Origin of the sequence: Stenotrophomonas sp. 169 (assembly GCF_014621775.1) — a bacterium.
Lineage (GTDB): Bacteria > Pseudomonadota > Gammaproteobacteria > Xanthomonadales > Xanthomonadaceae > Stenotrophomonas.
Window position 1 is genome coordinate 2,475,712 of sequence record NZ_CP061204.1, and the last position, 25,836, is coordinate 2,501,547.

Genomic DNA, 25,836 nt, shown 5'->3' on the forward strand with positions numbered 1-25,836 from the left:
CCCGCATGAGCGTGCCTAACCGTCAAACCAGTGGACTGGCCGTGGCCAGCCTGGTCCTGGGGATCTGCAGCTGGACTGTGCTGCCCTTCATCGCCAGCATCGGGGCGATCATCACCGGCCACATGGCCCGTGCCGATATCCGTCGCCGCCCCTACGAACTGGACGGCGATGGCATGGCCATCGGCGGGCTGATCCTGGGCTACGTCATGGTGATCGGCGCGCTGTTGGCCGTCGGTGCCTTCATCCTGTTCTTCGGCGGCCTGGCCTGGTTGGCCCACATGAACTCATGAGGTGGGCATGAGCACCCCCGCATCCGCATCCCGTTTTTCCAACCGCGTCGACGACTACGTCCGCTTCCGACCCGGCTATCCGCCTGCCCTGCTGCAGTGGCTGCACAGCGAGCAGGGCGTGCCGCATGAAGCGCTGGTGGCTGACATCGGCGCCGGTACCGGCATCTCCAGCCAGATGCTGCTGGCCGCCGGCCATCCGCTGATCGCAGTGGAACCCAACGCCGCCATGCGCGCGGCCGCAGAGACCTGGCTGGGCACCGAATACCCGAATTTCCGCGCCATCGACGGCACCGCCGAAGCGACCGGGCTGGCCGACGCCAGCGTGGGCCTGGTCAGTGCCGCGCAGGCCTTCCACTGGTTCGACACCGTGGCCGTGCGCGCCGAGTGGCAGCGCATCCTGGCACCGGGCGGCCGCGTACTTGTGTACTGGAATTCGCGCCTGCTCGACGCCTCGCCGTTCCTGCGTGGCTACGAGCAGCTGCTGTTGGATTTCGGCACCGACTACAGCGCCGTGGCCGAGCGCTACCAGACCGACGAGCAGATGCGCGAGTGGTTCGCCGGCGGCCTGCAGGCAACCGGCCACTTCCCCAATGTGCAGATGCTCGATTTCGACGCACTGCAGGGTCGGCTGTTGTCTTCCTCGTATGCGCCCACCGTCGGCCAGCCGGGGCACGATGCCATGCTGGCCGCGCTGCGTACCCTGTTCGACACCCACGCCGTTGATGGCCGGGTGGCATTTGAATACCAAACCCGTGCCTTCCTCGGCACGCTGGACTGATCTGCCCATGTACTCGCTTGCCCGTCCCTTTTTGTTCTCGCTTGATGCCGAGCGTGCCCACGGCCTCGGCCTGTCCGCGCTGGATGCGGCTTACCGCATCGGCACCACGCCCCTGATCGCCCCGCGCATCGCCCCGTTGCCGACCCCTGCCTTTGGCCTGACCTTCCCCAATCCGGTCGGTTTGGCCGCGGGGCTGGACAAGAACGGCGCGCACATCGATGCGCTGTTCGCGCTGGGCTTCGGCTCGGTGGAGATCGGCACCATCACCCCGCGTCCGCAGGCCGGCAATGCCAAACCGCGCTTGTTCCGGCTGCCGGCGCACAGCGCCATCATCAACCGGATGGGCTTCAACAACGACGGCGTGGACGCGCTGGTGCGCAATGTCGAGCGTGCACGCGACCGCCGCGGGGTGCTGGGCATCAACATCGGCAAGAACAAGGACACCGCCAACGAGAACGCGCTGGACGATTACATCGCGTGCCTGGACAAGGTGTATCCGCTGGCCGACTACATCACGGTGAATATTTCTTCGCCCAACACCGCCGGACTGCGCGAGCTGCAGGAAGAGAACGCGTTGCGGCAGCTGGTCGCCGGCCTGCGCGATCGCCAGGAACAGCTGGCCAGCGTGCACGGCAAGCGCGTGCCGATGCTGGTCAAGGTGGCCCCGGACCTCAACGAGCGCGACATCGACGCGGCCGCCCGTGTGCTGGCCGAACTGCAGGTGGACGGCGTGATTGCAACCAATACCACCATCGACCGCACCGCCATCGTGGGGGATCCGCTGGCCAACGAAGCCGGCGGGCTGTCCGGTGCGCCGTTGCTGGACCAGTCCACTCTGGTACTGCGCCGCCTGCGTGCGCGCCTGCCGGAAAGCATGCCGCTGGTCGGCGTGGGCGGCATCACTTCCGGTGCCGATGCGGTGGCGAAAATGGCAGCGGGTGCTGCCCTTGTGCAGGTCTACAGCGGGATGATTTTCCGTGGCCCTGCGTTGGTATCGGAATGCGTGGAGGCGATCCGTCGCCGCCGCGAAGCGCCCAGTCGTGGCGCGGTAGGAGGGCTGTGATGGTGGCGACCGGTTGGACGATGACTGAGAACGCATCGCTGCTTGGCCTCAATACGTTCCATGTGCAGGCCCATGCGGCCCGCCTGCTGGAGATCCAGGATTCGGCCCAGCTGCCCGACGCGCTGGCGCTGCCCGAGGTCGCCGCAGGTGAACTGCTGGTGCTGGGCAGTGGCAGCAATGTGCTGTTGGCCGGCGATGTGGACGCCACCGTGCTGGTGTTCGCCAACCAGGGCATCGAGATCCTGGAGCACCGCGCCGACCACACCATCGTGCGCGCCGCCGCCGGGGTGAACTGGCACAAACTGGTGCTGTGGTCGCTGCAGCACGGGCTGTCCGGGCTGGAAAACCTGGCCCTGATTCCCGGCACCTGCGGTGCATCGCCGATCCAGAACATCGGCGCCTACGGCGTGCAGGTAGGTGAGTTCATCCAGACCGTGGAAGCGTGGGACCGCGAGGCCAACGACTGGGTGCGGCTGGACAACGAGCAGTGCGCGTTCGGTTACCGCGACAGCGTGTTCAAGCAACAACCGGAGCGTTACCTGATCACCGCCATCGAGCTACGGCTGCCGCTGCTGCACGAACTGCGCATGGACTACGCAGGTATTGCCGAAGAACTGCAGGCCCAGGGTGTTGAACTGCCCAGCGCGGTGGATGTGGCCAACGCGGTGATCGCCATCCGCAGCCGCAAGCTGCCGGACCCCAACGAACTGGGCAACGCCGGCAGTTTCTTCAAGAACCCGATCCTCACGGTGGACCAGGTGGAGGTGCTGCAGCAGACCTTCCCGGACCTGCCGGTATACCCGGCCGAGCGCGAGGACCAGCGCAAGGTATCTGCCGCATGGATGATCGAGCACTGCGGTTGGAAGGGCTTCCGCGAAGGCGACGCCGGCGTGGCCGAAAGCCACGCCCTGGTGCTGGTCAACCATGGCACTGCCACCGGCGCGGAGCTGCTTGCGCTGGCGCGTCGCATTTCGGCTTCCGTGCTGGAGACGTTCTCTGTCGCCATTGAGCCGGAGCCGCGCCTGATCGGCGCACAGTGGTGACCCCTGCCCTGTCCACCACCGGCGCGCCGCCGCTGCGCGCTGCGTGGCTGATGCTCGGCAGCACGCTGTCGTTCGGGTTCATGGCGCTGGCCATCCGCTACGCCACTGCGTACGTGCCGACCCAGGAAGTGGCGTTCTTCCGCAATGCCTTCGGCCTGGTCGCCTTGCTGCCGATGCTGATGCGTCCGGGTCGCACACCGCTGAAGACGCAGCAGTTGCCTCGCTACTTCTTGCGCAGCGCGATCGGCCTGGCCTCGATGCTGTGTGCCTTCTGGGCGCTTGGCCACCTGCCGATGGCGCAGGCGATTTCCCTGTCCTACTCGACGCCGCTGTTCGTCACCATCGCCGCCGTGCTGTGGCTGGGCGAAACGGTACGCATGCGGCGCTGGGCGGCGGTGGTGATCGGCTTCATCGGCGTGCTGGTGATCGTGCGTCCGGGCACGGGCAGCTTCAGTGCCGGCAGCCTGGTCGCCGTGGCGGCGGCGGTGCTCAGTTCGATCGTGGCGATCCAGATCAAGCAGCTCACCCGCGTGGACAGTGCCGACACGGTGGTGTTCTACACGTATGTGTTCTGGGTGCCCTTGTCCTTGATCCCGGCACTGTTCGTCTGGGTGTGGCCGACCGGCATCGCATGGCTATGGCTGGCGCTGACCGGTGTCCTGGGCACGCTGGGCCAGCTGCTATGGACGCGCGCGTTGCGCCTGGGCGAAGTCTCCGCACTCACCCCGATCAGCTTCATGCAGTTGCCGCTGGTGAGCGTGATGGCGTGGCTGCTGTTCGGCGAAGTCCTGGACCGCTGGACGGTAATCGGCGCGCTGATCATCCTCGGTTCCAACGCCTACATCGCACACCGTGAGGCGGTGCTGGCACGGCGTGCCAAAAGCGCAGCGGTGAGCGCTGCGGCCAAGCCGGGCGAGTAAGCGCCGCCCCTGGCTGGCAACCCCAACCGGGTAACGACGTATCTTCAGCCTGCCCGCCACAGCGTGTCAGGCAGTATCTCCTTGGCCTGCACCGCTTCAAGCAGGGCAGTCAGACGACGAAGCGTGGCACGACGCTGTGGCATCGGAAACGCGGCGGCCTGCGGTCCCAGCAGGATGTGTTGGCTGTCCACCAGATGACGCAACACGCGCTGGTGCCGATACGCCTCACTGCCAATAGGCCACTGCCCGGCCCTCTCCCCCTCGCCCACCTCACTTGCCGCTGGGTGTCCCAGCGCATCGCGCACTGCCTCCGCGCGGGCGTGTACAGCGGCAATCCCCTCGCGATGGCGGGCCCACGCCTCGACGAAGCACTGGCCCAGGATATCGGTGGCCACGGGCAGGCCCGCAGGCTGCGTGAGCCAGCTCCCCACCCGCTCCAGCGCGCGACCATCGGCGCAGTTCAGCACCAGCCGAGGGCGTGCCACCGCACTGGCAGGGTCAGCCACCCACGCCCCCGGCGCAGCGGCCGCGCCTGCCGTCTCTGCCGGCAACACCGCCCAATACCGCCCCCAGCGCCGGGCAACGCACTGGATGCCTTCTGCGGGCAGATCCGCAGCCCGCTGGCGTGCGTCAGACACGTCCAGGAACCAGCAGGCGCCGTCACGGTCAGTAATCAAGAACCGCACCACGGCGCGGTCAGGCGCGTGGGGCTGCGGCACTACCGTGTTCGCAAGAATGCCGAAGGCATGCGCCAGCATCTCGGTCACATGGACTATGGGCACGTGGGTCATGAGCGATCCGCCATCGGACTGGTCTGAATCCGCACTATCCCAGACGCACGAGAAACGCGTGTCGAAATGGCCCTCAGACGCCACCGGACGTCGCCTTCCGACCTCTAACCACGGCAACGTACGGGTCATTTACGACACATAGTCCCCATGACCGTCGATTGGTGGGGCCTATGCCCTTGATCGTCGCAGCCTGTCAGACACAGACGCCCGCCAAGTCGCGCAGCATGCGTCGGCTGGGGTCTTGCTGCTATCAGATAAGGTGCAACGTGGTATCTGGATGGCGCGGCGCAGAGGCCCCTTCGTGCCCGCCTCAGCGCCAACCGGTGCAACGTTTCGCCGGCTCCACGGGGGCAGGCAAGCGGGCTCGCATTACGGCACCTTCCGCACTTCCGTAACGTCGGGCGGCAGCGCAGCGCCGTCGTGGGCCTGCGGCACCATGCGCAGGATCGGCTTGCCGCTGCGCTTGTCAACAAGAACCGAGTGGCGCTCGCCACGCTTGAAGAGATGCTGTTCGCCCCACTGCCGCAACGCCACGACGATGGGGAACAGGCTTTGGCCCTTCGCCGTCAGCACATATTCCTGATAGGACGTGCCGTCAGAGGCGGCCTGCATTTCAAGCACACCGGCATCGACCAGCTTGCGCAGCCGGTCGGCGAGAATGTTGCGCGCTACGCCCAGGCTGCGTTGGAAGTCACCGAAGCGGCGCAGGCCGTCGAAGGCGTCGCGGACCACGAGGAGCGACCAGCGATCCCCGATCAGGTCCACAGAGCGCGCAACGGGACACGGCGCGTCATTCAAGGCGTTGCGCGGCGGCATGGCATCTCCTGAAGGTCCAACAAGCGGACGGCGAGTGGTTGCATTTTAAAACTACATGCGCGAGCATTCAACCGGTCTTTTTTTGCAACCAGATTGCGCGGGTTTCGGATCATGAGTGCCTCCTCCATTTCGACCTCATTGCCCCGACGTCTGGTGGGGCTGCTCGCCGCGGCCAGCGGGCTGAGCGTGGCCAATGTCTATTACGCGCAACCGTTGTTGGACACCTTGGCGCAGGACTTCAGCATCAGCCATGCCGCGGTCGGTGGCGTGATCACGGCCACGCAGGTCGGCTGTGCCGCCGCGTTGTTGCTGCTGGTCCCGCTGGGAGACCGAATGGACCGACGTCGCCTGATGACCGTGCAACTTCTGGCGCTGGTCATCGCGCTGGTGGTGGTCGGCATGGCGCAGTCCGCGCCTGTCCTGCTGGCAGGCATGCTCGCGGTGGGTCTGCTGGGCACGGCAATGACGCAGGGGCTGATCGCCTATGCGGCGAGTGCCGCCGCCCCGCACGAGCAGGGTCGTGTCGTCGGCGCAGCGCAGGGCGGTGTGTTCATCGGCCTGCTGCTTGCACGCGTGTTCGCCGGCGGCGTCAGCGATCTGGCGGGCTGGCGAGGCGTCTACTTCTGCGCAGCCCTGCTGATGCTCGCGCTCGCGCTGCCGCTATGGCGGCAACTGCCGGTCCTGCCCGCATCCCCGAATCCGATGAGCTACCCACGCCTGCTCGCATCCATGGCGACGCTGCTGCGCCAGGAGCGGGTGCTGCAAGTGCGCGGCGTTCTGGCGCTGCTGATGTTCGCCGCGTTCAACATCTTCTGGAGCGCGCTGGTGCTGCCGTTAAGCGCGCCTCCCCATGGTTTTTCGCACACCGTCATCGGCGCTTTCGGGCTGGTGGGTGTGGTCGGTGCGCTGGCCGCCGCACGCGCAGGTCAATGGGCCGACCGCGGGCAGGGCCAGCGAACCAGCGCCGTAGCGCTGATGCTGATGCTGCTGGCCTGGTGGCCGTTATCGTTGATGGGCTGGTCGCTGTGGGCACTGGCGATCGGCATCGTCCTGCTCGACCTGGGCGGCCAGGCACTGCATGTCACCAACCAGAGCCTGATCTTCCGTGACCGACCCGAGACCCACAGCCGCCTGGTCGGTCTCTACATGGTGTTCTACGCCGTCGGCAGCGGGCTTGGTGCGCTCAGCGCCACGATCACTTATGCCCATGCCGGATGGCACGGCGTGTGCCTGCTGGGCGCGGCAGTCAGCGCGCTTGCACTGCTGTTCTGGTGGACCACGCGAGACTGAGGCGGCGAACGAACTGCTGCCCGGTCTGCTGCACGACCCTCGGCCTTGGTCGGCGGCACCTGGGCGCGCCGATCCTCCTCGGCGGGCGCGAACCAATCGCAGAGGGCTGGTGTAGCGCCGCCCCATGGTGGGCGGCCTTGCGCCGTGATCCCTGCACACAGGCGCGCGCCACGATGCTTCTGCTCAGCGTGTCATCGGAATGCCTAGCGGGCGGTCCAGCCACCATCCACCGGAAGCGCCGTGCCGGTCATCTGCGCCGCGGCGTCCGAGGCCAGGAAGACCACCATCGCGCCGAGTTGCTCGGGCGTCACGAACTGCAGCGTTGGCTGCTTCTCGGCCAGCAGCGCGCGAGCGGCAGACTCCTGATCCACTCCCTCCCGCTCCGCCAATGCGGTGATCTGTTGTTCGACCAGCGCCGTCCGCACCCACCCTGGGCAGATGGCATTGGCGGTGATGCCTGTGCCCGCGGTTTCCAGCGCCGTCGCTTTGGTAAATCCAAGAACGCCATGCTTCGCTGCCACATAAGCCGATTTGTTCACCGACGCAACCAGTCCATGCACCGACGCGATGTTGATGATGCGACCGGATCCCTGCTGCTTCATGTACGGCAAGGCAGCCGCCGTTGCATGAAATACCGCCGATAGATTCAGTGCGAGGACCGCATCCCACTTTTCGACGGGAAACTCCTCGATCGACGCGGTGTGCTGGATGCCCGCATTGTTCACCAGGATGTCGATGCGCCCCATTTTCTCGACGGCACGGTCGATCATTTCCCGTAATGCATCGCCACGGGACAGGTCGGCGCCATCATGTGTGACCCACACGCCAAACTCGGCCTCCAGGCTGGAACGGATTCTTTCGATTTCCTGCGCATCGCCGAATCCATTCAGCACGATGTCCGCACCTTGCCGTGCGAGCGCCGTGGCAATGCCAAGACCGATACCGCTGGTGGAGCCGGTGACCACCGCGACTTTTCCAGTGAACATGGACGAGCTTCCATGGGGCGCAGGTGGCCAGTGTAGCTTCAGTAGATCCCGCGACACGCGTGGATGCTCTCCCTCGGCGCGCCCCTTGCCTCCAATCCCGCTCAAGGCGGCAGGCAACCCACCCAACCAATGTCGCGAATGACATTGGACCCAACAACGCATGTGCGGATACTCTCGAATCCGCATGGATCTGCTGAAAAGGCGACAGTCATGGCTTTTGGGTCCCCTCCTGTTCCGGCCGAGATCCGCGAAATGTTCGAGGATTATCCCGGGCATATCGAGAGATTGCAGGAAGTTCTAAATCGATCGGTTGAGCGATCCCGCAAGATTCCGTTCATGCCGCTCGATGATGCGACCTGGGCCCTGGAAGGAACGCTCGAAGCGTTCATCATGGAAGCTAGCGATGAGCTCCAGGCTGCGGAGAAGTCGGGCAACCCAGCGGTAATAGCTGAAGCCCATCAGAAAAAGCGACTCATGTCGTTCGCTAGGTCTAGCAATCGTGGCATGGCCAAGCTCGACGACCTCTGGGAGTACTTCGACCTCCATTTCAGAGGCGTCTAACGACGCCTTGCGATAGTCAGCTGGCTGTGGATGGCATTGAACTCGTAACTGCCACCACAGATACTCATGGAAACGTGTCAAACCGCTGAATAGGTGCCGACCATGTCTCAACCCTACCCGCCCGTTCCGGCGAAGCTCCGGGAAATGCTCAAGGACTATCCGGAGCATATCGAACAACTGCAGAAGGCTCTCAATTCGGTAAAGGATAGACGAATCAAGTCCACGCCACCCTTCGAGGCCGCAGTCTGGCTATTGGAGGACTATCTCAGTTCCTTCAAGAGCGAAGCGCGCGTTGAATTGGACGCTGCTGAGGCTTCGGGCAATCCGCAAGCCATTGAACGAGCTAAAGAAAAGGAACAACTGATGTCATTTGCCAGGTCGGGAAACATAGGGCTAGCGAATCTGAGTGAGCTGCGCGCCTACTTCGACCGCAATCGGAGAGGCGCCTGAGGACTCCTTCCGCTGTTTGGCTGGCGGTGGGTGGCATTGAGCTCGTACCTGCCAGAACAGATACTGATGAAAACGTGTCAAACCGCTGAATAGGTGCCGACCATGTCTCAAGCCCATCCCCCCGTTCCGGCGAAGCTCCGGGAAATGCTGAGGGACTACCCGGAGCATATCGAACGACTTCAGAACGCTCTCTATTCGGTAAAGGACAGAAGAATCAAGTCCACCCCGCCCTTTAAAGCCGCAGCCTGGGTATTGGAGGACTACCTCAGTGGCTTTATCGGTGAGGCGCGAGCTGAACTGATTACCGCCGAGGAGTCAGGTAATCCACAGGACGTTGCACTGGCAAATAAAAAGCTCGACCTGATGTTCATGGCGAGAAGCGGGGGCGGCGGGATGCTGAACATCAGTGATCTAGCGGCCTACTTCCAGACCAAAAGCAGAGGCATCTGACCATTCTCGTGTTGGCTAGCCAGTCTTGAGTTGCAATGAACTCATCTCTGCACTTACATATAATAACGAGAGCGCGCAAAACCACCGAATAGGTACCGACTATGCTTCAAGCTCCGCCTCCAGTTCCAGCCAAACTCCGTGAAATGCTCAAGGACTATCCGGAGCATATCGAACGACTGCAGGAAGTACTGAATCGATCAGCCGAACGGTCACGACAGATTCCGCTAATGCCATTTAATGATGCAGTCTCCGCTTTGAAAGGAAGATTGGGAACGTTCATCTTGGAGGCAAGTGGCGAACTTGCCGCTGCCGAGGCATCTGGGAGTCCTGAGGATATTGCCAATGCACATGAAAAAGAGCGGCTGATGCTTAGGACGCGCCTCCAAAGTCAATGGATAGCAGATGAGTCCATGTACTACTATTTTCGGGAGCTCGAGCGTTGAGCGCACCCGATTGGAGCTTGACAAACGAGGCCCATGCGCAGGTGTTTCTGGAGAAAGTGCTTCCGGCCAGTGGCCTGCACAGCACCAGCCCACAGGAGCGCCCAAAGGCAATCGTCCTCGCTGGACAGCCAGGGGCTGGCAAGAGCGGCGTTGCCCGTGCCGCAATTCGAGAACTTGCTGGTGATGCCATCCCGATCGATCCCGATGCGCTGCGGGAGATGCACCGTGATGCTCCGCACCTTGTCCGGCAGCACCCATACACCTGGTCAGGATATACCCACAACGATGCCAGCCAATGGGCCAAGGAACTGCGATCCACGTCTGTCGAGGGCCGCAGGAATCTCATCCTCGATACGACACTAGGAAATGGCGACAGCGCAGTTGACTTGATCTTGGATCTCCAGGCCAAGGGCTATGAAGTCGAGATTCGCGGAGTTGTCGCGCATCGGTTGGAAAGCGAACTTGGTGTCGACCGAAGATTTACTGAAGACCTGGACGACGAAGGCTTCGGCCGTTACGTCCCCGAAGACGTGCGCAAACACGTCTACGATGCCCTGCCCGGGAATCTGGACAAGGTCCAGGCCGAGACCGGGGTCCAGATTCGGCTCTACGGACGCGAAGGCGCGCAGGTCTACGACAGTCATAGCGATACCCGCCTGCCGGGCGCCGCACTGGAAGCAGAACGCGACGTTCGGCTGAAGGACCCTCGGACCACCCAGAACCTGCGCGATGGTTGGCGCGCGCAAGGCCGCTGGCACGCCGAACTTGCGGACACCCTTCCCAACAACGACAAGGTCAGCCCGACAACAGCGGCAGCCGTTTTCGATGAACGCGCGTCGCTCAAGGTTGTTGAAGGCACTACGCCCAACATCCGAGAAGCACGCACCATCGACCACACCATCCGCGTGCGTCCAAACATGGTGCGAGGTACCGTCATCGGCGGCGCCGCTGCGACCGTCGTTGAAGCCGCCACGGAAGGGACAAAGATTGCCGACCTGTACGCGCGTGACAATCGCACAGGTGCGGAAGCCGCGATGTTGGATTTGGGTGCGCGCAGTGTCGGTGGTTGGACCGGCGCAGCGTTGGGCGCCAAGGCCGGCACACTGCTGGGTATCGAGTCCGGCCCCGGCGCGATTGTCACCGGCATCATCGGTGCCGGGCTGGGTGCCTGGGGCGCCAGCGAAGTCGTCGATTGGATCGAGAAATACAAGATCAACAACCAGGCCGACAGCACCGGCAGGGTCTGGACGTTTGATCCCGAGCGCCCTGAAAAGGGCTGGACGCATAGCGATCGGGAAATCGTAGGCACCGTGGGCACGCAGGCGGATCGCCCGATCTATGGCGCGACCAGGCTGCTGACGGCCGATGCCGAATTGACCCAGCAACTTAACTACCAGGCCTCAAGCATGGCCGTTGGCTTGCGGATGCGGGAGCCTGATCAACCGATCAATCCCTTCAGCATTCCCGGCGACGCTACCGATACACCCAGCGTCCTTTCTCGTTCGTGGGAGCGCAATCCGGAAACCGGAGAGTGGCGGCGTGAAGTCGTCCATCAGATCCTTGATCACGGCATCAAGAATACGACGGTGGAAGTAGCCGATGTCGCGAGGACGGCACATCTTGATGAGACCGCTCAAGGCATCATGGCCTTCAACGCCGCACGTAGCTCGGCGGCCTTCGCCAAGCAGTACGAGCAGGTGTATACCGCGCAGGGCTGGCCCCAGCATGGCGAGATTCCCGAGGAAGTGGTGTGGGCCCGGAATCATCCCGACCACGTGCTGGCTTCCGACGGGCGCACCTATCAGCACCAGCATGATGGCGAATGGCTGCATGATGGCTGGATCTACGATTCGCTGGCCGAGGGGAACATCCGCGATGAGTTGAACGGCACCTACTCGCAGATCCGGACCATCCAGCAGCAAGAGCCTCCCACGCCCGGTGCGCATGAGCGTCGTATCGAGGCCCTGAGCCCCGGCGAGCGTGCTGCCTACCAACAGGCCACTCAGGAAGCCAACCGGCTGGGCGTCGCTGCACCGCAGGCGCAACAGGTCGCCGCCGCTGCGGTCGCCGAGATTCGCGGCGAGCACGCCGATGCACGCCAGGCGCCGCAGGCAGTGATCGACGAACGGGCCGAGCAACGCGCTTCATCGGCACCCGGCACACCGCCTCTGGTGCAGGAGCAGCGCACGTCCGTACCTGCAGCGCCGTCGTCATCGGAGCCTGCGGAACGGGTGCGAGACTCGGCGGGTCGCGAAGCGCCACGACAGGAGCCAACTGGGACGACAGCGCCTCCAAGGGTGAATGATTCAACCGAGCAGAAAGCGCGCGTCGATGCGACCGCTGCCTCGCAACACGCAACCCCCTCTCCCGCCTCTCCGCTGCCTATGGGCAAGGCGATGCATTCCGACGCTCAGCGACCCGTGAGTCCGGCAGTCGCACCCTCGGTTGAGCGCCCCGCTCCCGCGTGGTATCCGCATTCGGCTCACACCGACTCCCCGGCTTCGCCCGCTCCGGTCGACGTGGCCGACGGCGCATCAAGGACTGTCGACGTCCAGGAGCAGCAAGCCAGGCAGGCGCCGATCCACTTGCAATCAACAAGCAGTCCCGGAAAGGTAGCGCAAGGTGAACCCACCTTGCCCCTGCAGGCCGCGGTCACCACGCCGGTAGTGGCCCAAGACGAGCGGCCGCGCGCGCAACCGCCAGTGGACGCACAGACCTCGCTGCCCTTAGGCGGGAAAGCCTACGGGCAGCACGAAGCACCAGCCACGTGCGTACTGCCCAGCCAGCCCAGCCATCCAGATCACTCGCTGTATCAGCAGATACGCGACGGCGTCGAAGCGCTGGATGCCAGGCATGGCCGCAGCTTTGATGCCACAAGCGAGCGGATGACGGCCAGTCTGCTAGTGCTGGCCAAGGACAACGACCTGGACCGGGTAGACCACGTACTGCTCAGCAACGCGACCCCGGGCAAGGCCGCCGGGCACAGCCTGTTCGTGGTCCAAGGCGAGCCAAGCGACCCCGCGCACCAACGGGCCGCAATGCCGACCGCGCTTGCCGCACAGACCTCCGTGGAGGAATCAATGCAGCAGTTCGATGCAGTAAGCCGGGAAGCCCAGCAGCGCGCCCAGGCCAACCAGCTTGAGCAGCAGTTGGAAGGTCAGCGTCTGCAGCAGAGTGTCCAGAGCCGCGCCGCCAGCATGGGTTGACGTGCGTGCGCCCCAGTGGGGATCGCGACTCTGCATGTGACAAAGGCGCCTTTCGGCGCCTTTGTCGTTCAACTCATTCCCACTCAATAGTCGCCGGCGGCTTCCCCGAGATGTCATAAACCACCCGTGAAACCCCCCGCAACTCATTGATGATCCGGTTGCTCACCGTCCCCAAAAACTCATACGGCAGGTGCGACCAGTGCGCCGTCATGAAATCAATCGTCTCCACAGCACGCAGCGCGATCACCCACTCATACGCACGCGCATCGCCGACCACGCCGACCGACTTCACCGGCAGGAACACCGCGAACGCCTGGCTGGTCTTGTCGTACAGGTCGGCCTTGCGCAGCTCTTCGATGAAGATCGCATCGGCCTTGGCCAACAGCTCGGCGTACTCACGCTTCACTTCACCCAAGATGCGCACGCCCAGGCCCGGACCCGGGAACGGATGGCGGTAGACCATGCTGCGCGGCAGGCCCAGTTCGACGCCGAGGCGACGCACTTCGTCCTTGAACAGCTCGCGCAGCGGCTCGACCAGGCCCAGCTTCATGTGTTCCGGCAGGCCGCCCACGTTGTGGTGGCTCTTGATCACGTGCGCCTTGCCGGTCTTGCTGCCGGCGGACTCGATCACGTCCGGGTAGATGGTGCCCTGTGCAAGCCACTTCGCATTCTTCAGCTTGTTGGACTCTTCGTCGAAGATGTCCACGAACAGGTTGCCGATGATCTTGCGCTTGGCTTCCGGATCACTCACGCCTTCCAGCTTGGCGAAGTACCGGTCGGCCGCGTTCACGCGGATCACCTTGACGCCCATGTGCTCGGCGAACATCGCCATCACCTGGTCGCCTTCCTGCCAGCGCAGCAGGCCGGTGTCGACGAACACGCAGGTCAGCTTGTCACCGATCGCTTTGTGCAGCAGCGCAGCCACGACCGACGAATCGACGCCGCCGGACAGGCCCAGGATCACTTCGTCATCGCCGACTTGTTCCCGCACGCGGGCGATCTGGTCGTCGATGATGTTGGCGGCGGTCCACAGGGTTTCGCAGCCGCACACGTCCACCACGAAGCGGCGCAGCAGCGCCTGGCCCTGCAGGGTGTGGGTCACTTCCGGGTGGAACTGCACGCCGTACCAGCGCTTTTCTTCATTGGCCATCGCGGCCACCGGGATGCGATCGGTGGTGGCGGTGATGGTGAAGCCCGGCGGTGCCTTGGAGACGTGGTCGCCATGGCTCATCCACACGTTCAGCCGTGCCTCGCCCGGGTGGTCGCTCAGCCCGGCGAACAGCGAATCCGGCGCCACGATGTTGACTTCGGCATGGCCGAATTCGCGCTGGTCGGCGGCTTCCGTTTCACCGCCCAGCTGCGCGGCCAGGGTCTGCATGCCGTAGCAGATGCCGAACACCGGCAGGCCGCTATCGAACACTTCCTGCGGCGCGGCGGGCGCGCCCGGCAGGGTGGTCGATTCCGGGCCACCGGACAGAATGATGCCCTTCGCCCCGAAGCCCGCAATGTCGGCCGGGTTGTGGTCCCACGCCCAGATCTCGCAGTAGACGCCGAGCTCGCGGATGCGACGGGCGATCAGCTGGGTGTACTGCGCGCCGAAATCGAGGATGAGGATCTTGTCGGTATGGATGTTGGTCATGATGCCCGGGCGATGCAGGAGGAATAACGGAGTACGAAAGCGCAACCAGCGGCGTATGTAGAAAGAGGAACGGGAATCAGCTTCCTCGTTCCTCTTGCTACGTCCGGCCTCAGGCGCGGTAGTTCGGCGGTTCCTTGGTGATCTGCACGTCGTGGACGTGGCTCTCACGTTGGCCGGCGCCGCTGATCTTGACGAACTTCGGCTTGCTGCGCATGTCTTCGACCGTGCCGCAGCCCACGTAGCCCATGGTGGCACGCAGGCCGCCCATCAGCTGGTGGATGATGCCGCCGACCGGGCCGCGATACGGCACGCGGCCTTCGATGCCTTCCGGCACCAGCTTGTCGGCGCTGGAGGCATCCTGGAAGTAGCGGTCCTTGGACCCCTTCTCCATCGCCGCAAGCGAGCCCATGCCGCGGTAGCTCTTGTACGAACGGCCCTGGAACAGCTCGGTTTCGCCGGGCGATTCCTCGGTACCGGCCAGCAGGCCACCGATCATGATGGTGGACGCACCGGCGGCCAGCGCCTTGCCGATGTCACCGGAGTAGCGGATGCCACCGTCGGCGATCAGCGGGATGCGATCCTGTAGCGCCTCGGCGACCAGGTCGATGGCGGTGATCTGCGGCACGCCGACACCGGCGACCACGCGGGTGGTGCAGATCGAGCCCGGACCGATGCCGACCTTGACCGCATCCGCACCGCAATCCAGCAACGCCAGTGCGGCTTCGCCGGTGCAGATGTTGCCACCGACCACCTGCACCTGCGGGAAGTGCTTCTTGACCCAACGTACGCGGTCCAGCACGCCCTGCGAGTGGCCGTGCGCGGTGTCCACCACCAGCACGTCCACGCCGGCGGCGACCAGCGCTTCGACGCGGCGATCGGTATCGCCGCCCACGCCGACCGCGGCACCCACCAGCAGACGCGTCGCGGAGTCCTTGGCAGCGTTCGGGTAATCGGTGTTCTTCTGGATGTCCTTGACGGTGATCAGGCCACGCAGGGCGAACTCATCGTTGACCACCAGGATCTTTTCGATGCGGTTGCGATGCAGCAGCAGCTGCACTTCTTCCGACGCCGCGCCTTCCTTGACCGTGATCAGGCGATCCTTCTTGGTCATGATGTGGCGGACCGGATCGTCCAGCTCGGTTTCAAAGCGCATGTCACGGTGGGTGACGATGCCGACCAGCTGGCCACCATCCACCACCGGCACGCCGGAGATGTTGCGCGCCTGGGTCAGCGCCAGCACGTCGCGGATGGTGGTTTCCGGCCCGACGGTGATCGGATCGCGTATGACACCGGCCTCGAACTTCTTGACCTTGGCCACTTCGGCGGCCTGCTGCTCCACGCTCAGGTTCTTGTGGATGATGCCCATGCCGCCGAGCTGGGCCATGGCGATGGCCAGGCGTGCTTCGGTGACGGTATCCATCGCAGCGGACAGGATCGGGAGCTTCAGCCGCAGGTCGCGGGTCAGCCGGGTTTCCAGGCTGACATCCTTCGGCAGGATGATCGAGTGGGCGGGGACGAGCGAGACGTCGTCGTAGGTGAGAGCTTCAGCCTGGATGCGCAGCATCGGCATACCCGAGATGTGGGGAAGCGCGTCATTTTACCCTGATTGTCGGCCGAGCGGCAGGGGGTAGATGCGACGGTGTGTCGCGCCGGTAGGGTGCGGGGTGAAAGGCGCCGCTGCGCTCGCCGAGCGTGGCTCGGCGCTACCGGGGTGCGGGGTTATCGGGCGCCGCGGCGGGTGGGCGGAATCGGGCGAGGCGGGGGCTGGTAGCGCCGACCCATGGTCGGCGAGCGCAGCGGGCTCTACGCGCGATCTCTCAGACGAACGCTTCGGCCGCTTCCAGGGTGTTCTGCATCAACGTCGCCACCGTCATCGGCCCTACCCCACCGGGTACCGGGGTGATCCAGCTGGCGCGCTGCGCAGCGGCCTCGAAGCCGACATCGCCGACCAGGCGACCATCGTCCAGCCGATTGATGCCCACGTCGATCACCACTGCGCCGGGCTTGACCCATTCACCCGGCACGATGCCCGGGCGACCAACCGCGACCACCAGGATGTCGGCGTTGCGCACGGCCTGCTCCAGCACGTCCTTCGGGGTGAACTTGTGGCAGCTGGTCACGGTGCAGCCGGCGATCAGCAGTTCCAGGCCCATCGGCCGGCCGACGTGGTTGCTGACGCCGACGATGGTCGCGTTGCGGCCGCGCACCGGCTGGTCGGTGTGGCCCAGCAGCGTGGTGATGCCACGCGGAGTGCACGGGCGCAGGCCGAATTCGCGCAGGGCCAGGTGGCCGACATTTTCGGGATGGAAGCCGTCGACGTCCTTGCGCGGATCAATGCGCTGGATCAGGCGGCGGGCATCGGGGATACCCGGCAGCGGCAGCTGGATCAGGATGCCGTGGATCTTCGGATCGGCGTTCAGCTCGTCGATCAGTGCCAGCAGATCGGATTCGTTGGTGCCGGCCGGCAGGTCGAAGTCGTGCGCTTCGATGCCCACCTTCTCCGCCGCACGGCGCTTGTTGCGCACATAGACGGTCGACGCCGGATCGCCTCCTACCAACACCACGGCCAGGCCGGGGCGGCTGCCACCAGCGGCGACACGCGCGTCCACGCGCACCTTCAGGCTGTCGAGCAGCGCCTCGGAGATGCGGCGGCCATCGAGGATGCGGGCGGATGAGGGGGCGTCGGTCGGCAGGGTCATCGAAGCAGGCGTGCAGCGGCGGGGACGGCTATTGTCCCTGATTCAGGCCCGGTAGTGACGGCCGCTGGCCGTCAAGGCGGGATTGCAGGGGCTGACGGCCAGCGGCCGTCACTACCCTGGTCAAGCGTCCGGCGGCACCTGATCGGCATTGAGCGTGCGCGACTGACGCTTCGGCACGGTGAACGGGGTCGGCGTCGGCACGCCGGGCAGCGAGGTGCCGAACACCATGTGCGCACCGGAAATCAGGTCGCCGCCGGCCATTTCCAGCTGGAAGCGCTCTGCGTCGCGCTCGCGGATCTGCTCGGCGATATCGCGTGCATCGTCCTCATCGGCACCGAGTTCCATCAGCGCGGCCTGACCGAACACCACGGCCGATTCGAAGGTTTCGCGGATCTGGAAATCGACACCTGCATGTATCAGACGCAGTGAGTGTTCGCGGTCGAACGAACGCACCAGCAGCTTGGCCTGCGGGAACTCGTGCGACACCAGCTCAACGATGCGGTCCGCTTCGGTAGCGTCGTTGACGCACACCGCAATCGCGCGCGCCGACGCTGCACCGGACGCATGCAGCACATCCAGACGGGTACCGTCGCCGTAATAGATCTTGAAACCGAAGCGTTCGGCGCTGTGGATCATCTCCACGTCGTTGTCGATGATGGTCACGTCCACGTCGCGCGCCAGCAGTGACTGGCTGGCCACCTGGCCGAAGCGTCCGAAGCCGATCAGCAGCACGCTGCCGGACAGGCCTTCGGCCTCCTCCACGCCTTCCATGCTGACCACGGCAGGTGCAGCGAAGCGCTTATGCGCCAGCACCACCAGCGGGGTCAGCGCCATCGACAGCACGACCACGGCGGTGAAGTTGGCGTTGATGTCCACGTCGATCACCCCGGCACTGGCAGCGGCGGCGAACAGCACGAACGCGAACTCGCCGCCCTGCGCCATCACCACGCCACGGTCCAGCGCCTGCGCATGGCTGCTGCCCAGCAGTCGTGCCACGGCATAGATGCAGACGGCCTTGGCCGCCATCAGCGCCAGCACCAGACCGACGATCAGCGGCCAGTTGCGCGCCACCACGCCCAGGTCCAGCGCCATGCCGACGCTGAGGAAGAACAAGCCCAACAGGATGCCGCGGAAGGGCTCGATATCGGCTTCGATCTGGTGACGGAAGGTCGACTCGCTGAGCAGCACGCCGGCCAGGAACGCGCCCATCGCCATCGACAGCCCGGACAGCTGCATCAGCAGTGCCGCGCCCAGCACCACCAGCAGCGCCGCGGCGGTCATCACTTCGCGCGCCTTGGCGGCAGCGAGGATGCGGAACAGCGGATTGAGCAGGAAACGCCCGACCAGCACGAGGCCGATCACTGCGCCGGCGCCGATAGCCACCGACATCCAGCGCGAGCCCTCGCCGTCGGCACTGCCCGCAGACGGGCCCATGAACGCGACCAGCGCCAGCAACGGCACAATCAGCAGGTCTTCGAACAGCAGGACCGAGACGATCTTCTGCCCCGGCGGCAACGCGATGTCACCGCGCTCGGCCAGCAACTGCATCACCACCGCGGTAGAGGTGAGCACGAAGCCGGTCGCACCGATGAAGGCCACCTGCCACGGCAGGCCGAACAGCTTGGCGACCAGGGTCAGCACGATGGCGCAGACGGTAATCTGCGCCGTACCCAGGCCAAAGATTTCCTTGCGCAGGCTCCACAAGTGCGACGGCCGCATTTCCAGCCCGATCACGAAAAGGAACATCACCACGCCGAGTTCGGCGGTATGCAGGATGGCTTGCGGATCGGAGAACCAGCCCAGCCCGAACGGCCCGATCGCCAGACCAGCGGTGAAGTAGCCCAGGACCGATCCGAGGCCGAAGCGTCGGAACAGGGGCACCATCACCACTGCCGCGCCCAACAGGGCGACGACCTTGACCAGTTCACTGCTTGCTGCTGCTTCCACCGCCATGCGGCCGTTCCTGTGATGCGTCGAGAGGGCTCAACGATAGGGCATGCGGGTGGCAATCAATAGCACGTGAGTTGCGGTTGATTGTTCTGTTGGCGCAACGAGTGGTAAATTTATTGCCATGTCGTTCCATCTGTCACTGCGAACGAACGGCTGCCGCTGTGCTCGCCGACCATGGGTCGGCGCTACCGATGACCCGGCCCTGCGCGCCAGATCGGTGCCTCGGTAGCGCCGAGCCACGCTCGGCGAGCGTAGCGGCAAATCAGCGGCCCGCGCAGAAAGCGGCGTAATCGATATAGCCGGGGAACTCGACGCCCGGCCCGCAGACCGCGCACTGCGGGTCGGGGCTGAGCCGGGTTTCGCGGAAGCGCATCGCCAGCGCATCGAAGCGCAGCAGGCGCCCGGTCAGCGGCTCGCCGATGCCCAGCAGCAGCTTCAGCACCTCGGTCGCCTGCAGGATACCGGCCAGCCCGGGCAGGACGCCGAGCACGCCCGCCTCGGAACAGTTCGGCGCGAACTCCGGCGGCGGCGGCTGCGGGAACAGGCAGCGGTAACACGGCGCCACGCCGCGCTGGCGACCGGCGTCAAACACGCTCACCTGGCCGTCGAAGCGCTCGATCGCGGCATACACAAGCGGCTTGGCGTGCTTGATGCACGCGTCGTTGAGGAGGTAGCGCAGCGGGAAGTTGTCCGAGCCGTCGAGCACCACGTCCACCCCGTCCATCAGCGCGTCGATGTTTGACGAGGTAGCACGCTCGGCGATGGCCTCTACCTTGAGAGAAGGGTTCAGGGCCAGCATGCGCTCGCGGGCCGAGTCCACTTTCAGCGTGCCTACGCTGGCTTCGGTGTGCACGATCTGCCGGTGCAGGTTGCTGCGCTCCACGCGGTCATCGTCGACAAAACGCAGCTGCCCTACCCCGGCCGCGGCCAGGTAGAAGCCGGCAGGCGAGCCCAGCCCGCCAGCGCCCAGCACCAGCACGCGCGACCGTTGCAGTTGGCGCTGGCCTGCTTCGCCGACCTGCGGCAACAGCAGATGGCGGGCATACCGATCGTAGAAATCGCGGTCTTCGGCCGAGGTCAGGGGCTGCACCAGCGGCAGCCCCTGCGCGCGCCAGGCGACGGTGCCGCCGGCCACCGAGGCGACGTTTGCATAGCCGGCAGCGAGCAGTGCCTGCGCCGCATCGACGGAGCGCCGGCCGGTCTGGCAGATCAGCAGGATGTCTTGGTCGGTGCGCGGCAGGTGCGCGCCAGGATCGGCCTGCAGCACGCCGTTGGCGATGCCACGCGCGCCTTCGGCCATGCCGCCGGCACGCTCGTGCGCCTCGCGCACGTCGATCAGCGCCGCGCCGTGGGCGAGGCGTTGCAGGGCGATTTCCGGGGTTATTTCGGGAATAGGCATGGCGGCATTATCGGCCATGCGCGCAGGGGTGGCACACCGCCGCTGCGCTCGCCGACCATGGGTCGGCGCTACCGTGGGTTCGGCGTTACCGGGTCGCGTCAGCGACCCTTGACGTGCTTCATCAGGCGACGCTTGGCCTTGACCTGGCGTTCGGTCAGCGGGTTCTTCTTGCCTTCGTACGGGTTCGCTCCCTCGCGGAAGATGAACTGCACCGGCGTGCCGACCAGCTTGAAGCGCTTGCGGAAGAAGTTCTCCAGGTAGCGCTTGTACGACTCGGACAGCTCTTTCAGTCGCGTGCCGTGCACGATGAAGGTCGGCGGATTGGCGCCGCCCGGATGCACGTAGCGCAGCTTGGACACGTGACCACGAATGGTCGGCGGCGGATTGGCCTGGTAGGCCACTTCCAGCGCCTGGTTCACTTCGCTGGTGCTGAACTGATGGTTCGCCGACGCATGCGCACGGTGCACTGCATTGAACAGTTCACGCAGGCCGGAGCCGTGCATCGCCGAAATACGCACCGACTCGGCCCACGGCACGAAGCCCAGGCGCAGCGACAACTGGGTCTCCGCCTGCTCGCGCTGGTAGTCGGTCAGTCCGTCCCATTTGTTGATCGCAATCACCAACGCACGGCCAGCATCCAGCACCGCGCCGAGCACGGTGGCGTCCTGGTCGGTCACGCCTTCGTGTGCGTCCAGCATCAGCACGGCCACCTGGCACTGCTCGATCGCCTGCATGGTCTTGACGACGGAGAACTTCTCCACCGCTTCGTCCACGCGGCCCCGACGGCGCAGGCCGGCAGTGTCGATCAGGCGGTATTCACGGCCCTCGCGCTCCAGGTCCACCGAGATGGAATCCCGGGTGGTGCCCGGCACTTCAGAGGCGATCATCCGCTCCTCGCCGAGGATGCGGTTCACCAGCGTCGACTTGCCCACGTTGGGGCGACCGACGAAGGCGATGCGCACGCGGTTCGGATCGTTGTCCATCTCTTCGGCGCTGCCTTCTTCCGGCAGGCGCTCGACGATTTCCTCGAGCAGGTCATCCAGACCCTGACGATGCGCCGCCGAAACGGTCATCATCTCGCTGAAGCCGTACCGCGAGAATTCCGCGCGCACGGTGTGCTCGTCGGTGCCGTCGATCTTGTTGATCAGCAGCACCTTCGGCTGCTGCTGCTTGCGCAGCCACGCCAGGATGTCATCGTCCAGCGACGAGGTGCCGTCGCGGGCATCCACGACAAACACGATCAGGTCGGCTTCCTCGGCAGCAGCACGTGCCTGGCGCGCGGTCGCGCCGGCCAGGCCTTCTTCCTGCTCGGCGATGCCGCCGGTGTCCACGATCAGGAACGGGTTGTCCTCGTCCAGGCGACATACACCGTAGTTGCGGTCACGGGTCACGCCCGGCTGGTCATGGACCAGCGCGTCGCGGGTGCGCGTGAGCGCGTTGAAAATTGTGGACTTGCCGACATTCGGCCGTCCGACCAGGGCGACCAGGGGCAGCATCGCGTTTACTCCGTAATTAATTGGCCAACCGGTAAGCGGTCAGCTTGCCTTCGACGTTCTGCACCAGCAGCACCCCGTCAGCGACTATCGGTTGGGCCTTGACGGTCCCGCCGGTCTTTGCCCGGGCGGCCATCGCGCCGTCGGACTGTTGCAGCCAGTGAACATAGCCGTCGAGATCGCCGACAACCACGTAATCGCCCTGCAGCGCAGGGCCGGTCAACTGGCGCCGGGCCAGGCCGGTCTGCGACCAGCTGGCCGCACCGCTCTGCTTGTCCAGGCCGAACACACCGCCCTGGTTGTCAGTCACGATCACGTAGGACGTCGACACGGCGACACCACCGGCACCGCCGTGATCGCGCGCCCACAGCGGGCGGCCGGTCGGGCCTTCGATGGCCATGGTCTGGTTCTTGAAGCTGCTGGCATACAGCGTGGCGCCTTCCAGCACCGGGGCGCCATCCACGTCAGCCATGCGGTCCAGTTCGGTGCGCCCTTCCGGGTTGCCCACCACCTGGTCCCACAGCGTGCGGCCATCGGTGGACGCCATCGCGGAGATGCTGCCGTCATCGTTACCGACAAACAGCACGCCCGGACCCGGCACGATCGGCGCGTTGCCGCGCACGGTCAGCGCCGGCAGTTCGCGCGGGTTGAACCAGCGCTGGGTGCCGTTGGACACATCGAACGCGGTGATGCGGCCGTCATTGCTGCGTACGTACACCATGCCCTGGCCGATGGCCGGAGCGGAAATCACTTCGCCGGGCACCTTGGCGCGCCACTTCTCGGTGCCGTCGTTGGCATCGAGCGCGATCACCTGGCCGTCCAGCGTACCGATGGCCACCAGGCCTTCGCCCACGCCCGGTCCACCGGACAGGCGCAGCTTCGGCTTCTTCTTTTCCTTGGCCGGCTCGTACGTCCAGATCTTCTTGCCGGTCTGCAGGTCGATGGCGTGCACGCCACCGGTGATCGCCGCGCCGTAGACGCGACCATCGGCCACGACCGGACCCTGGCGGACGCCGATGCGCTCTTCGCCCTTGCCCAGGTTGACCGTCCACAGCTTGTCGATCTTCACCGTGGCATCGAACTTCACCAGTTCGGCCGGTTCCTGCAGTTTCTTCGCCGCTGCGTCCTTGCCGGCGAACCAGCCCTTTACCGTGCTGCAGCCGGACAGTGCCATGCCGAGCATCGCAACCGTGGCAACCCGCTTGAGGATGACCATCTGACCCATTACACCGTCTCCTCAGTCGCCGCGACCGTGCCGCCGGCGTCCATCAACTTGGTTTCCAGCAGGCGCCGTTGGGGCGCTGCCACGTCCAGCGTCTTAAGCGCTTTCTCGTACTGCCCGCGGGCTTCATCCCGCTTGCCGGCGGCCATCAAGGCGTCGCCATGAATCTCCAGCGCACTGCTGTCCGTGGCCGAACCCAGCAGTTTGATGGCTTCGTCGCCCTTACCGGTCGCTACCAGCAGACGAGCAATGCGCTGGTCAACCACGTGCTTCAGGTCGCCTTCCACGCTGACCGCGCGCAGGGTGGCAAGCGCGTCATCGTTCTTGCCGGCTTCCACCTGCGCTTTCGCAAGCTGCAGGGCAGCCAGTTCGGAATAGATGTTGGACGGGCCGGCGTCGAGTGCCTTCACTGCCTTGCCCGCCTCATCGAGTTTGTTCTCCTCGATGCCCTTGAGCACCTTCTGGTACTCCAGGTTGGCCGAGGCCAGCTTGTCGCCGTGCGACTGCTGCCAGTAGCCCCAGCCCCAGATCGCGCCGACGGCCACTGCTACGCCACCGAGGATGCTCAGGCCGTTCTTGCGCAGCCAGGAGCGGACGCGTTCACTTTGTTCGTGCTCGTCGAGCAGGTCGTCGATCGCCATGCGTACTCTCGCCCTACCCGAGCCGGAGACAAGCTCGCCGGGGAGGACTGTTCATTGGGTTGTGGAGTGCCGCCGCGGTCTCAGTTGGAAACCGGGACCACGGAGCCGTCAGAGGATACCGTAAAGCGGGCAACGTTGGCTCGCTGATACGGACCGAGATCGATGATGGTGCCGTTCTGCTGAACCTGCACCTGCGAGGCGTTGCCCAGCACGATCCGGCTGACCTGGCCTGCCGGGAAGCTGCGCGACTGGCCCGCCTTGATCAGCGCTTTTTCCACCGTCGCCCCATCGGGCCCGGTGATGTCCACCCAGCTGTCGCCGCTGAACTGCAGTGCCAACGCCGTGCCGGCAGCCACCGGCGGCTCGACCGCCGCAGGCCGTGGCACCGGCGTCAACGAGGCCATGTAGGGCTGGGCGGGCGGTCGCTGCGGCGTCGCAGCGGCCGTCGGTGCCGGTGCGGCATCGCGACCATCGGCAGGCGGCGCGACGGCCACCGTTGCCGGGATCACATCCAGGGAGGCCGTGTTGGGCCCCTGCCCGCCGCCATCCAGATGGCTGCGGGTAGCGAACCAGACCGGCACCGCGAGCGCTGCGGTGATGCCCACGTACAGGAGGCGTCGGCCCAGGCTTTCCGCGATGCGGCGCGCGCGCGGCGTATGGGTATGGCTGACCAAGGTAGGCGGCACGATCGGACCTACCTGGGCCTGTTCAAGCACCTGGCCCACGTCCACGCCCAGCAGCCGCGCATAGCTGCGCAGCTGGCCGCGGACGAACACCGGCGCGCCCAGACGCTGCCACTGCTCTTCCTCAAGCGAACGGACGACCTGCACAGGCATGTGCAGGCGCTTGGAGACCTCATCAAGTGTCAGTCCTGCCGCTTCACGGGCCTGGCGGAGGCGTTGGCCACAGCCGGCTGCCGTCTCGAAAGCGTTCACGGTCTGGTTGTCAGTCACTATGCTTCAACCCTTGGAATTGGGGTCCGCATCCTGCGGAAATTCCTGACGAATCCGCTGCTGGTAGCGTGCGGCGGCTGCCGCATCACCCAGTCGCGTCTCGATTTGCGACGCCAGTTGTAACACGGAAAGCGTTGACGGTGCAGCCGCGAGGCGGCGCTCCGAAAACGCACGCGCTTCCATGAAACGGCCATCGTCGTACGAAAGTTGCGCCATCGCGGTCAGCGCTTGGGCGTTTTTGGGCTCGCTGGCCAGCGATGCGCGCAGGTCACGCTGGGCGCGTTCACGCTGCCCGGCATCCAGGGCGCAGGCACCGGCGTTGGACAGCGCGATGGCCGGCGTGGCGTAGCCCGGCGCCACCAGCGCCCGGTCGAACCACGGCAGCGACTCCGCCGCCCGCCCCTGCTGGCACAACCACGCCGCGTAGTTGTTCAGCACATCGCCGCGCTCGGGAGCCAGCACGGTGGCCCGCTGCAGCAGCTGGCCGGTCTGTACGTTGTCGCCACGCCGCTGCGCTACGGCAGCCAGCAGCAGCAGCGCGTCAGGGCGTCCACTGTCCAGCTTGAGTGCCGAACGCGCGCGCTTTTCCGCCGCGTCCAGATTGCCGGCCCCGAGGTCGGCCCCAGCCAGCGTCACGTCGTTGTTGTATTGGTGCTGGCGTCGCACCTGTTCGCCGTCATGGGCTGTGTAGGTGGGCGCAACCGACATCTCGGCCTTGCCCATCTTCAATCCGCCCCCCTTGCTACCACCACC

The 25,836-nt window shown here is 65.3% G+C and carries 24 protein-coding genes; 11 read left to right on the forward strand and 13 right to left on the reverse strand.

Features of this window, described 5'->3' with window-relative positions; all coding sequences use genetic code 11:
- Positions 1-5 precede the first annotated feature (5 nt).
- The 5 genes from ICJ04_RS10650 to ICJ04_RS10670 are packed head-to-tail and all read left to right on the forward strand — an operon-like array spanning position 6 to position 4,094.
- Positions 6-290 carry a DUF4190 domain-containing protein gene (locus ICJ04_RS10650; RefSeq protein WP_188324242.1) on the forward strand — a complete coding sequence of 95 codons (285 nt, stop codon included), beginning with the start codon at positions 6-8 and terminating at the stop codon, positions 288-290.
- A 7-nt stretch (positions 291-297) separates the two neighbouring features.
- A complete protein-coding gene (locus ICJ04_RS10655) occupies positions 298-1,068 on the forward strand; it encodes a class I SAM-dependent methyltransferase (protein WP_188324243.1) in 771 nt (256 codons plus the stop codon).
- A 7-nt stretch (positions 1,069-1,075) separates the two neighbouring features.
- Positions 1,076-2,131 carry a quinone-dependent dihydroorotate dehydrogenase gene (locus ICJ04_RS10660; RefSeq protein WP_188324244.1) on the forward strand — a complete coding sequence of 352 codons (1,056 nt, stop codon included), beginning with the start codon at positions 1,076-1,078 and terminating at the stop codon, positions 2,129-2,131.
- Positions 2,131-3,174, forward strand: a complete 1,044-nt coding sequence (murB, locus tag ICJ04_RS10665) for a UDP-N-acetylmuramate dehydrogenase (RefSeq protein ID WP_188324245.1) — start codon at positions 2,131-2,133, stop codon at positions 3,172-3,174. Before ICJ04_RS10660 ends, murB begins: the two co-directional genes overlap by 1 nt.
- Before the next feature lie 50 nt (positions 3,175-3,224).
- Positions 3,225-4,094 (forward strand): DMT family transporter, encoded by an 870-nt coding sequence (locus ICJ04_RS10670; RefSeq protein ID WP_188327294.1) that lies wholly within the window; start codon positions 3,225-3,227, stop codon positions 4,092-4,094.
- A 44-nt stretch (positions 4,095-4,138) separates the two neighbouring features.
- Here the strand turns inward: ICJ04_RS10670 and ICJ04_RS10675 are convergent, their stop codons facing one another.
- Positions 4,139-4,885, reverse strand: a complete 747-nt coding sequence (locus tag ICJ04_RS10675; protein ID WP_188324246.1) for a hypothetical protein — start codon at positions 4,883-4,885, stop codon at positions 4,139-4,141.
- 369 nt (positions 4,886-5,254) lie between these two features.
- Positions 5,255-5,701 carry a helix-turn-helix domain-containing protein gene (locus ICJ04_RS10680; protein ID WP_188324247.1) on the reverse strand — a complete coding sequence of 149 codons (447 nt, stop codon included), beginning with the start codon at positions 5,699-5,701 and terminating at the stop codon, positions 5,255-5,257.
- A gap of 111 nt (positions 5,702-5,812) precedes the next feature.
- Between ICJ04_RS10680 and ICJ04_RS10685 the strand changes: the two genes are divergently transcribed.
- Positions 5,813-6,991 (forward strand): MFS transporter, encoded by a 1,179-nt coding sequence (locus ICJ04_RS10685; protein ID WP_188324248.1) that lies wholly within the window; start codon positions 5,813-5,815, stop codon positions 6,989-6,991.
- A 203-nt stretch (positions 6,992-7,194) separates the two neighbouring features.
- Here ICJ04_RS10685 and ICJ04_RS10690 read toward each other — a convergent pair whose 3' ends face one another.
- Positions 7,195-7,977 (reverse strand): 3-hydroxybutyrate dehydrogenase, encoded by a 783-nt coding sequence (locus tag ICJ04_RS10690; RefSeq protein WP_188324249.1) that lies wholly within the window; start codon positions 7,975-7,977, stop codon positions 7,195-7,197.
- A 63-nt stretch (positions 7,978-8,040) separates the two neighbouring features.
- Here ICJ04_RS10690 and ICJ04_RS18345 point away from each other — a divergent pair, with 63 nt between their 5' ends.
- From ICJ04_RS18345 to ICJ04_RS10715, 5 genes are all read left to right on the forward strand, one after another.
- Complete coding sequence (locus tag ICJ04_RS18345; RefSeq protein ID WP_223202855.1) at positions 8,041-8,538, forward strand: hypothetical protein; 498 nt, start codon at positions 8,041-8,043, stop codon at positions 8,536-8,538.
- A gap of 102 nt (positions 8,539-8,640) precedes the next feature.
- Positions 8,641-8,988: a hypothetical protein gene (locus tag ICJ04_RS10700; RefSeq protein WP_223202856.1), complete on the forward strand. Its 348-nt coding sequence runs from the start codon at positions 8,641-8,643 to the stop codon at positions 8,986-8,988.
- Between the two features lie 102 nt (positions 8,989-9,090).
- The gene (locus tag ICJ04_RS10705; protein ID WP_223202857.1) at positions 9,091-9,438 is read left to right on the forward strand and encodes a hypothetical protein; all 348 of its coding nucleotides are present in this window, start codon (positions 9,091-9,093) and stop codon (positions 9,436-9,438) included.
- A gap of 143 nt (positions 9,439-9,581) precedes the next feature.
- A complete protein-coding gene (locus tag ICJ04_RS10710; RefSeq protein WP_188324250.1) occupies positions 9,582-9,881 on the forward strand; it encodes a hypothetical protein in 300 nt (99 codons plus the stop codon).
- The gene (locus tag ICJ04_RS10715) at positions 9,878-13,087 is read left to right on the forward strand and encodes a zeta toxin family protein (RefSeq protein ID WP_188324251.1); all 3,210 of its coding nucleotides are present in this window, start codon (positions 9,878-9,880) and stop codon (positions 13,085-13,087) included. The genes ICJ04_RS10710 and ICJ04_RS10715 overlap by 4 nt, the downstream gene beginning before the upstream one ends.
- Before the next feature lie 73 nt (positions 13,088-13,160).
- On the opposite strand, the gene guaA is transcribed toward ICJ04_RS10715, so the two are convergent.
- The 10 genes from guaA to ICJ04_RS10765 all read right to left on the reverse strand — a co-directional run bounded on the left by guaA (position 13,161) and on the right by ICJ04_RS10765 (position 25,806).
- Positions 13,161-14,726 (reverse strand): glutamine-hydrolyzing GMP synthase, encoded by a 1,566-nt coding sequence (guaA, locus tag ICJ04_RS10720; RefSeq protein ID WP_188324252.1) that lies wholly within the window; start codon positions 14,724-14,726, stop codon positions 13,161-13,163.
- 109 nt (positions 14,727-14,835) lie between these two features.
- Positions 14,836-16,290 (reverse strand): IMP dehydrogenase, encoded by a 1,455-nt coding sequence (gene guaB / locus ICJ04_RS10725; protein ID WP_188324253.1) that lies wholly within the window; start codon positions 16,288-16,290, stop codon positions 14,836-14,838.
- A 253-nt stretch (positions 16,291-16,543) separates the two neighbouring features.
- Positions 16,544-17,425, reverse strand: coding sequence for a bifunctional methylenetetrahydrofolate dehydrogenase/methenyltetrahydrofolate cyclohydrolase FolD (gene folD / locus ICJ04_RS10730; RefSeq protein WP_188324254.1), 882 nt, complete (start codon positions 17,423-17,425; stop codon positions 16,544-16,546).
- A 120-nt stretch (positions 17,426-17,545) separates the two neighbouring features.
- Positions 17,546-19,378, reverse strand: coding sequence for a monovalent cation:proton antiporter-2 (CPA2) family protein (locus ICJ04_RS10735; protein WP_188324255.1), 1,833 nt, complete (start codon positions 19,376-19,378; stop codon positions 17,546-17,548).
- A 259-nt stretch (positions 19,379-19,637) separates the two neighbouring features.
- Positions 19,638-20,774 carry a molybdopterin-synthase adenylyltransferase MoeB gene (gene moeB / locus ICJ04_RS10740; RefSeq protein WP_188324256.1) on the reverse strand — a complete coding sequence of 379 codons (1,137 nt, stop codon included), beginning with the start codon at positions 20,772-20,774 and terminating at the stop codon, positions 19,638-19,640.
- Positions 20,775-20,872: 98 nt separating this feature from the next.
- Positions 20,873-22,270 (reverse strand): ribosome biogenesis GTPase Der, encoded by a 1,398-nt coding sequence (gene der / locus ICJ04_RS10745; RefSeq protein WP_188324257.1) that lies wholly within the window; start codon positions 22,268-22,270, stop codon positions 20,873-20,875.
- 16 nt (positions 22,271-22,286) lie between these two features.
- Positions 22,287-23,492: an outer membrane protein assembly factor BamB gene (gene bamB, locus ICJ04_RS10750; RefSeq protein ID WP_188324258.1), complete on the reverse strand. Its 1,206-nt coding sequence runs from the start codon at positions 23,490-23,492 to the stop codon at positions 22,287-22,289.
- Positions 23,492-24,130 (reverse strand): tetratricopeptide repeat protein, encoded by a 639-nt coding sequence (locus ICJ04_RS10755; protein WP_188324259.1) that lies wholly within the window; start codon positions 24,128-24,130, stop codon positions 23,492-23,494. The genes bamB and ICJ04_RS10755 overlap by 1 nt, the downstream gene beginning before the upstream one ends.
- 80 nt (positions 24,131-24,210) lie before the next feature.
- Complete coding sequence (locus tag ICJ04_RS10760) at positions 24,211-25,083, reverse strand: helix-turn-helix domain-containing protein (RefSeq protein ID WP_188324260.1); 873 nt, start codon at positions 25,081-25,083, stop codon at positions 24,211-24,213.
- 6 nt (positions 25,084-25,089) lie between these two features.
- The gene (locus tag ICJ04_RS10765; protein ID WP_223203066.1) at positions 25,090-25,806 is read right to left on the reverse strand and encodes a tetratricopeptide repeat protein; all 717 of its coding nucleotides are present in this window, start codon (positions 25,804-25,806) and stop codon (positions 25,090-25,092) included.
- Positions 25,807-25,836: the final 30 nt, after the last annotated feature.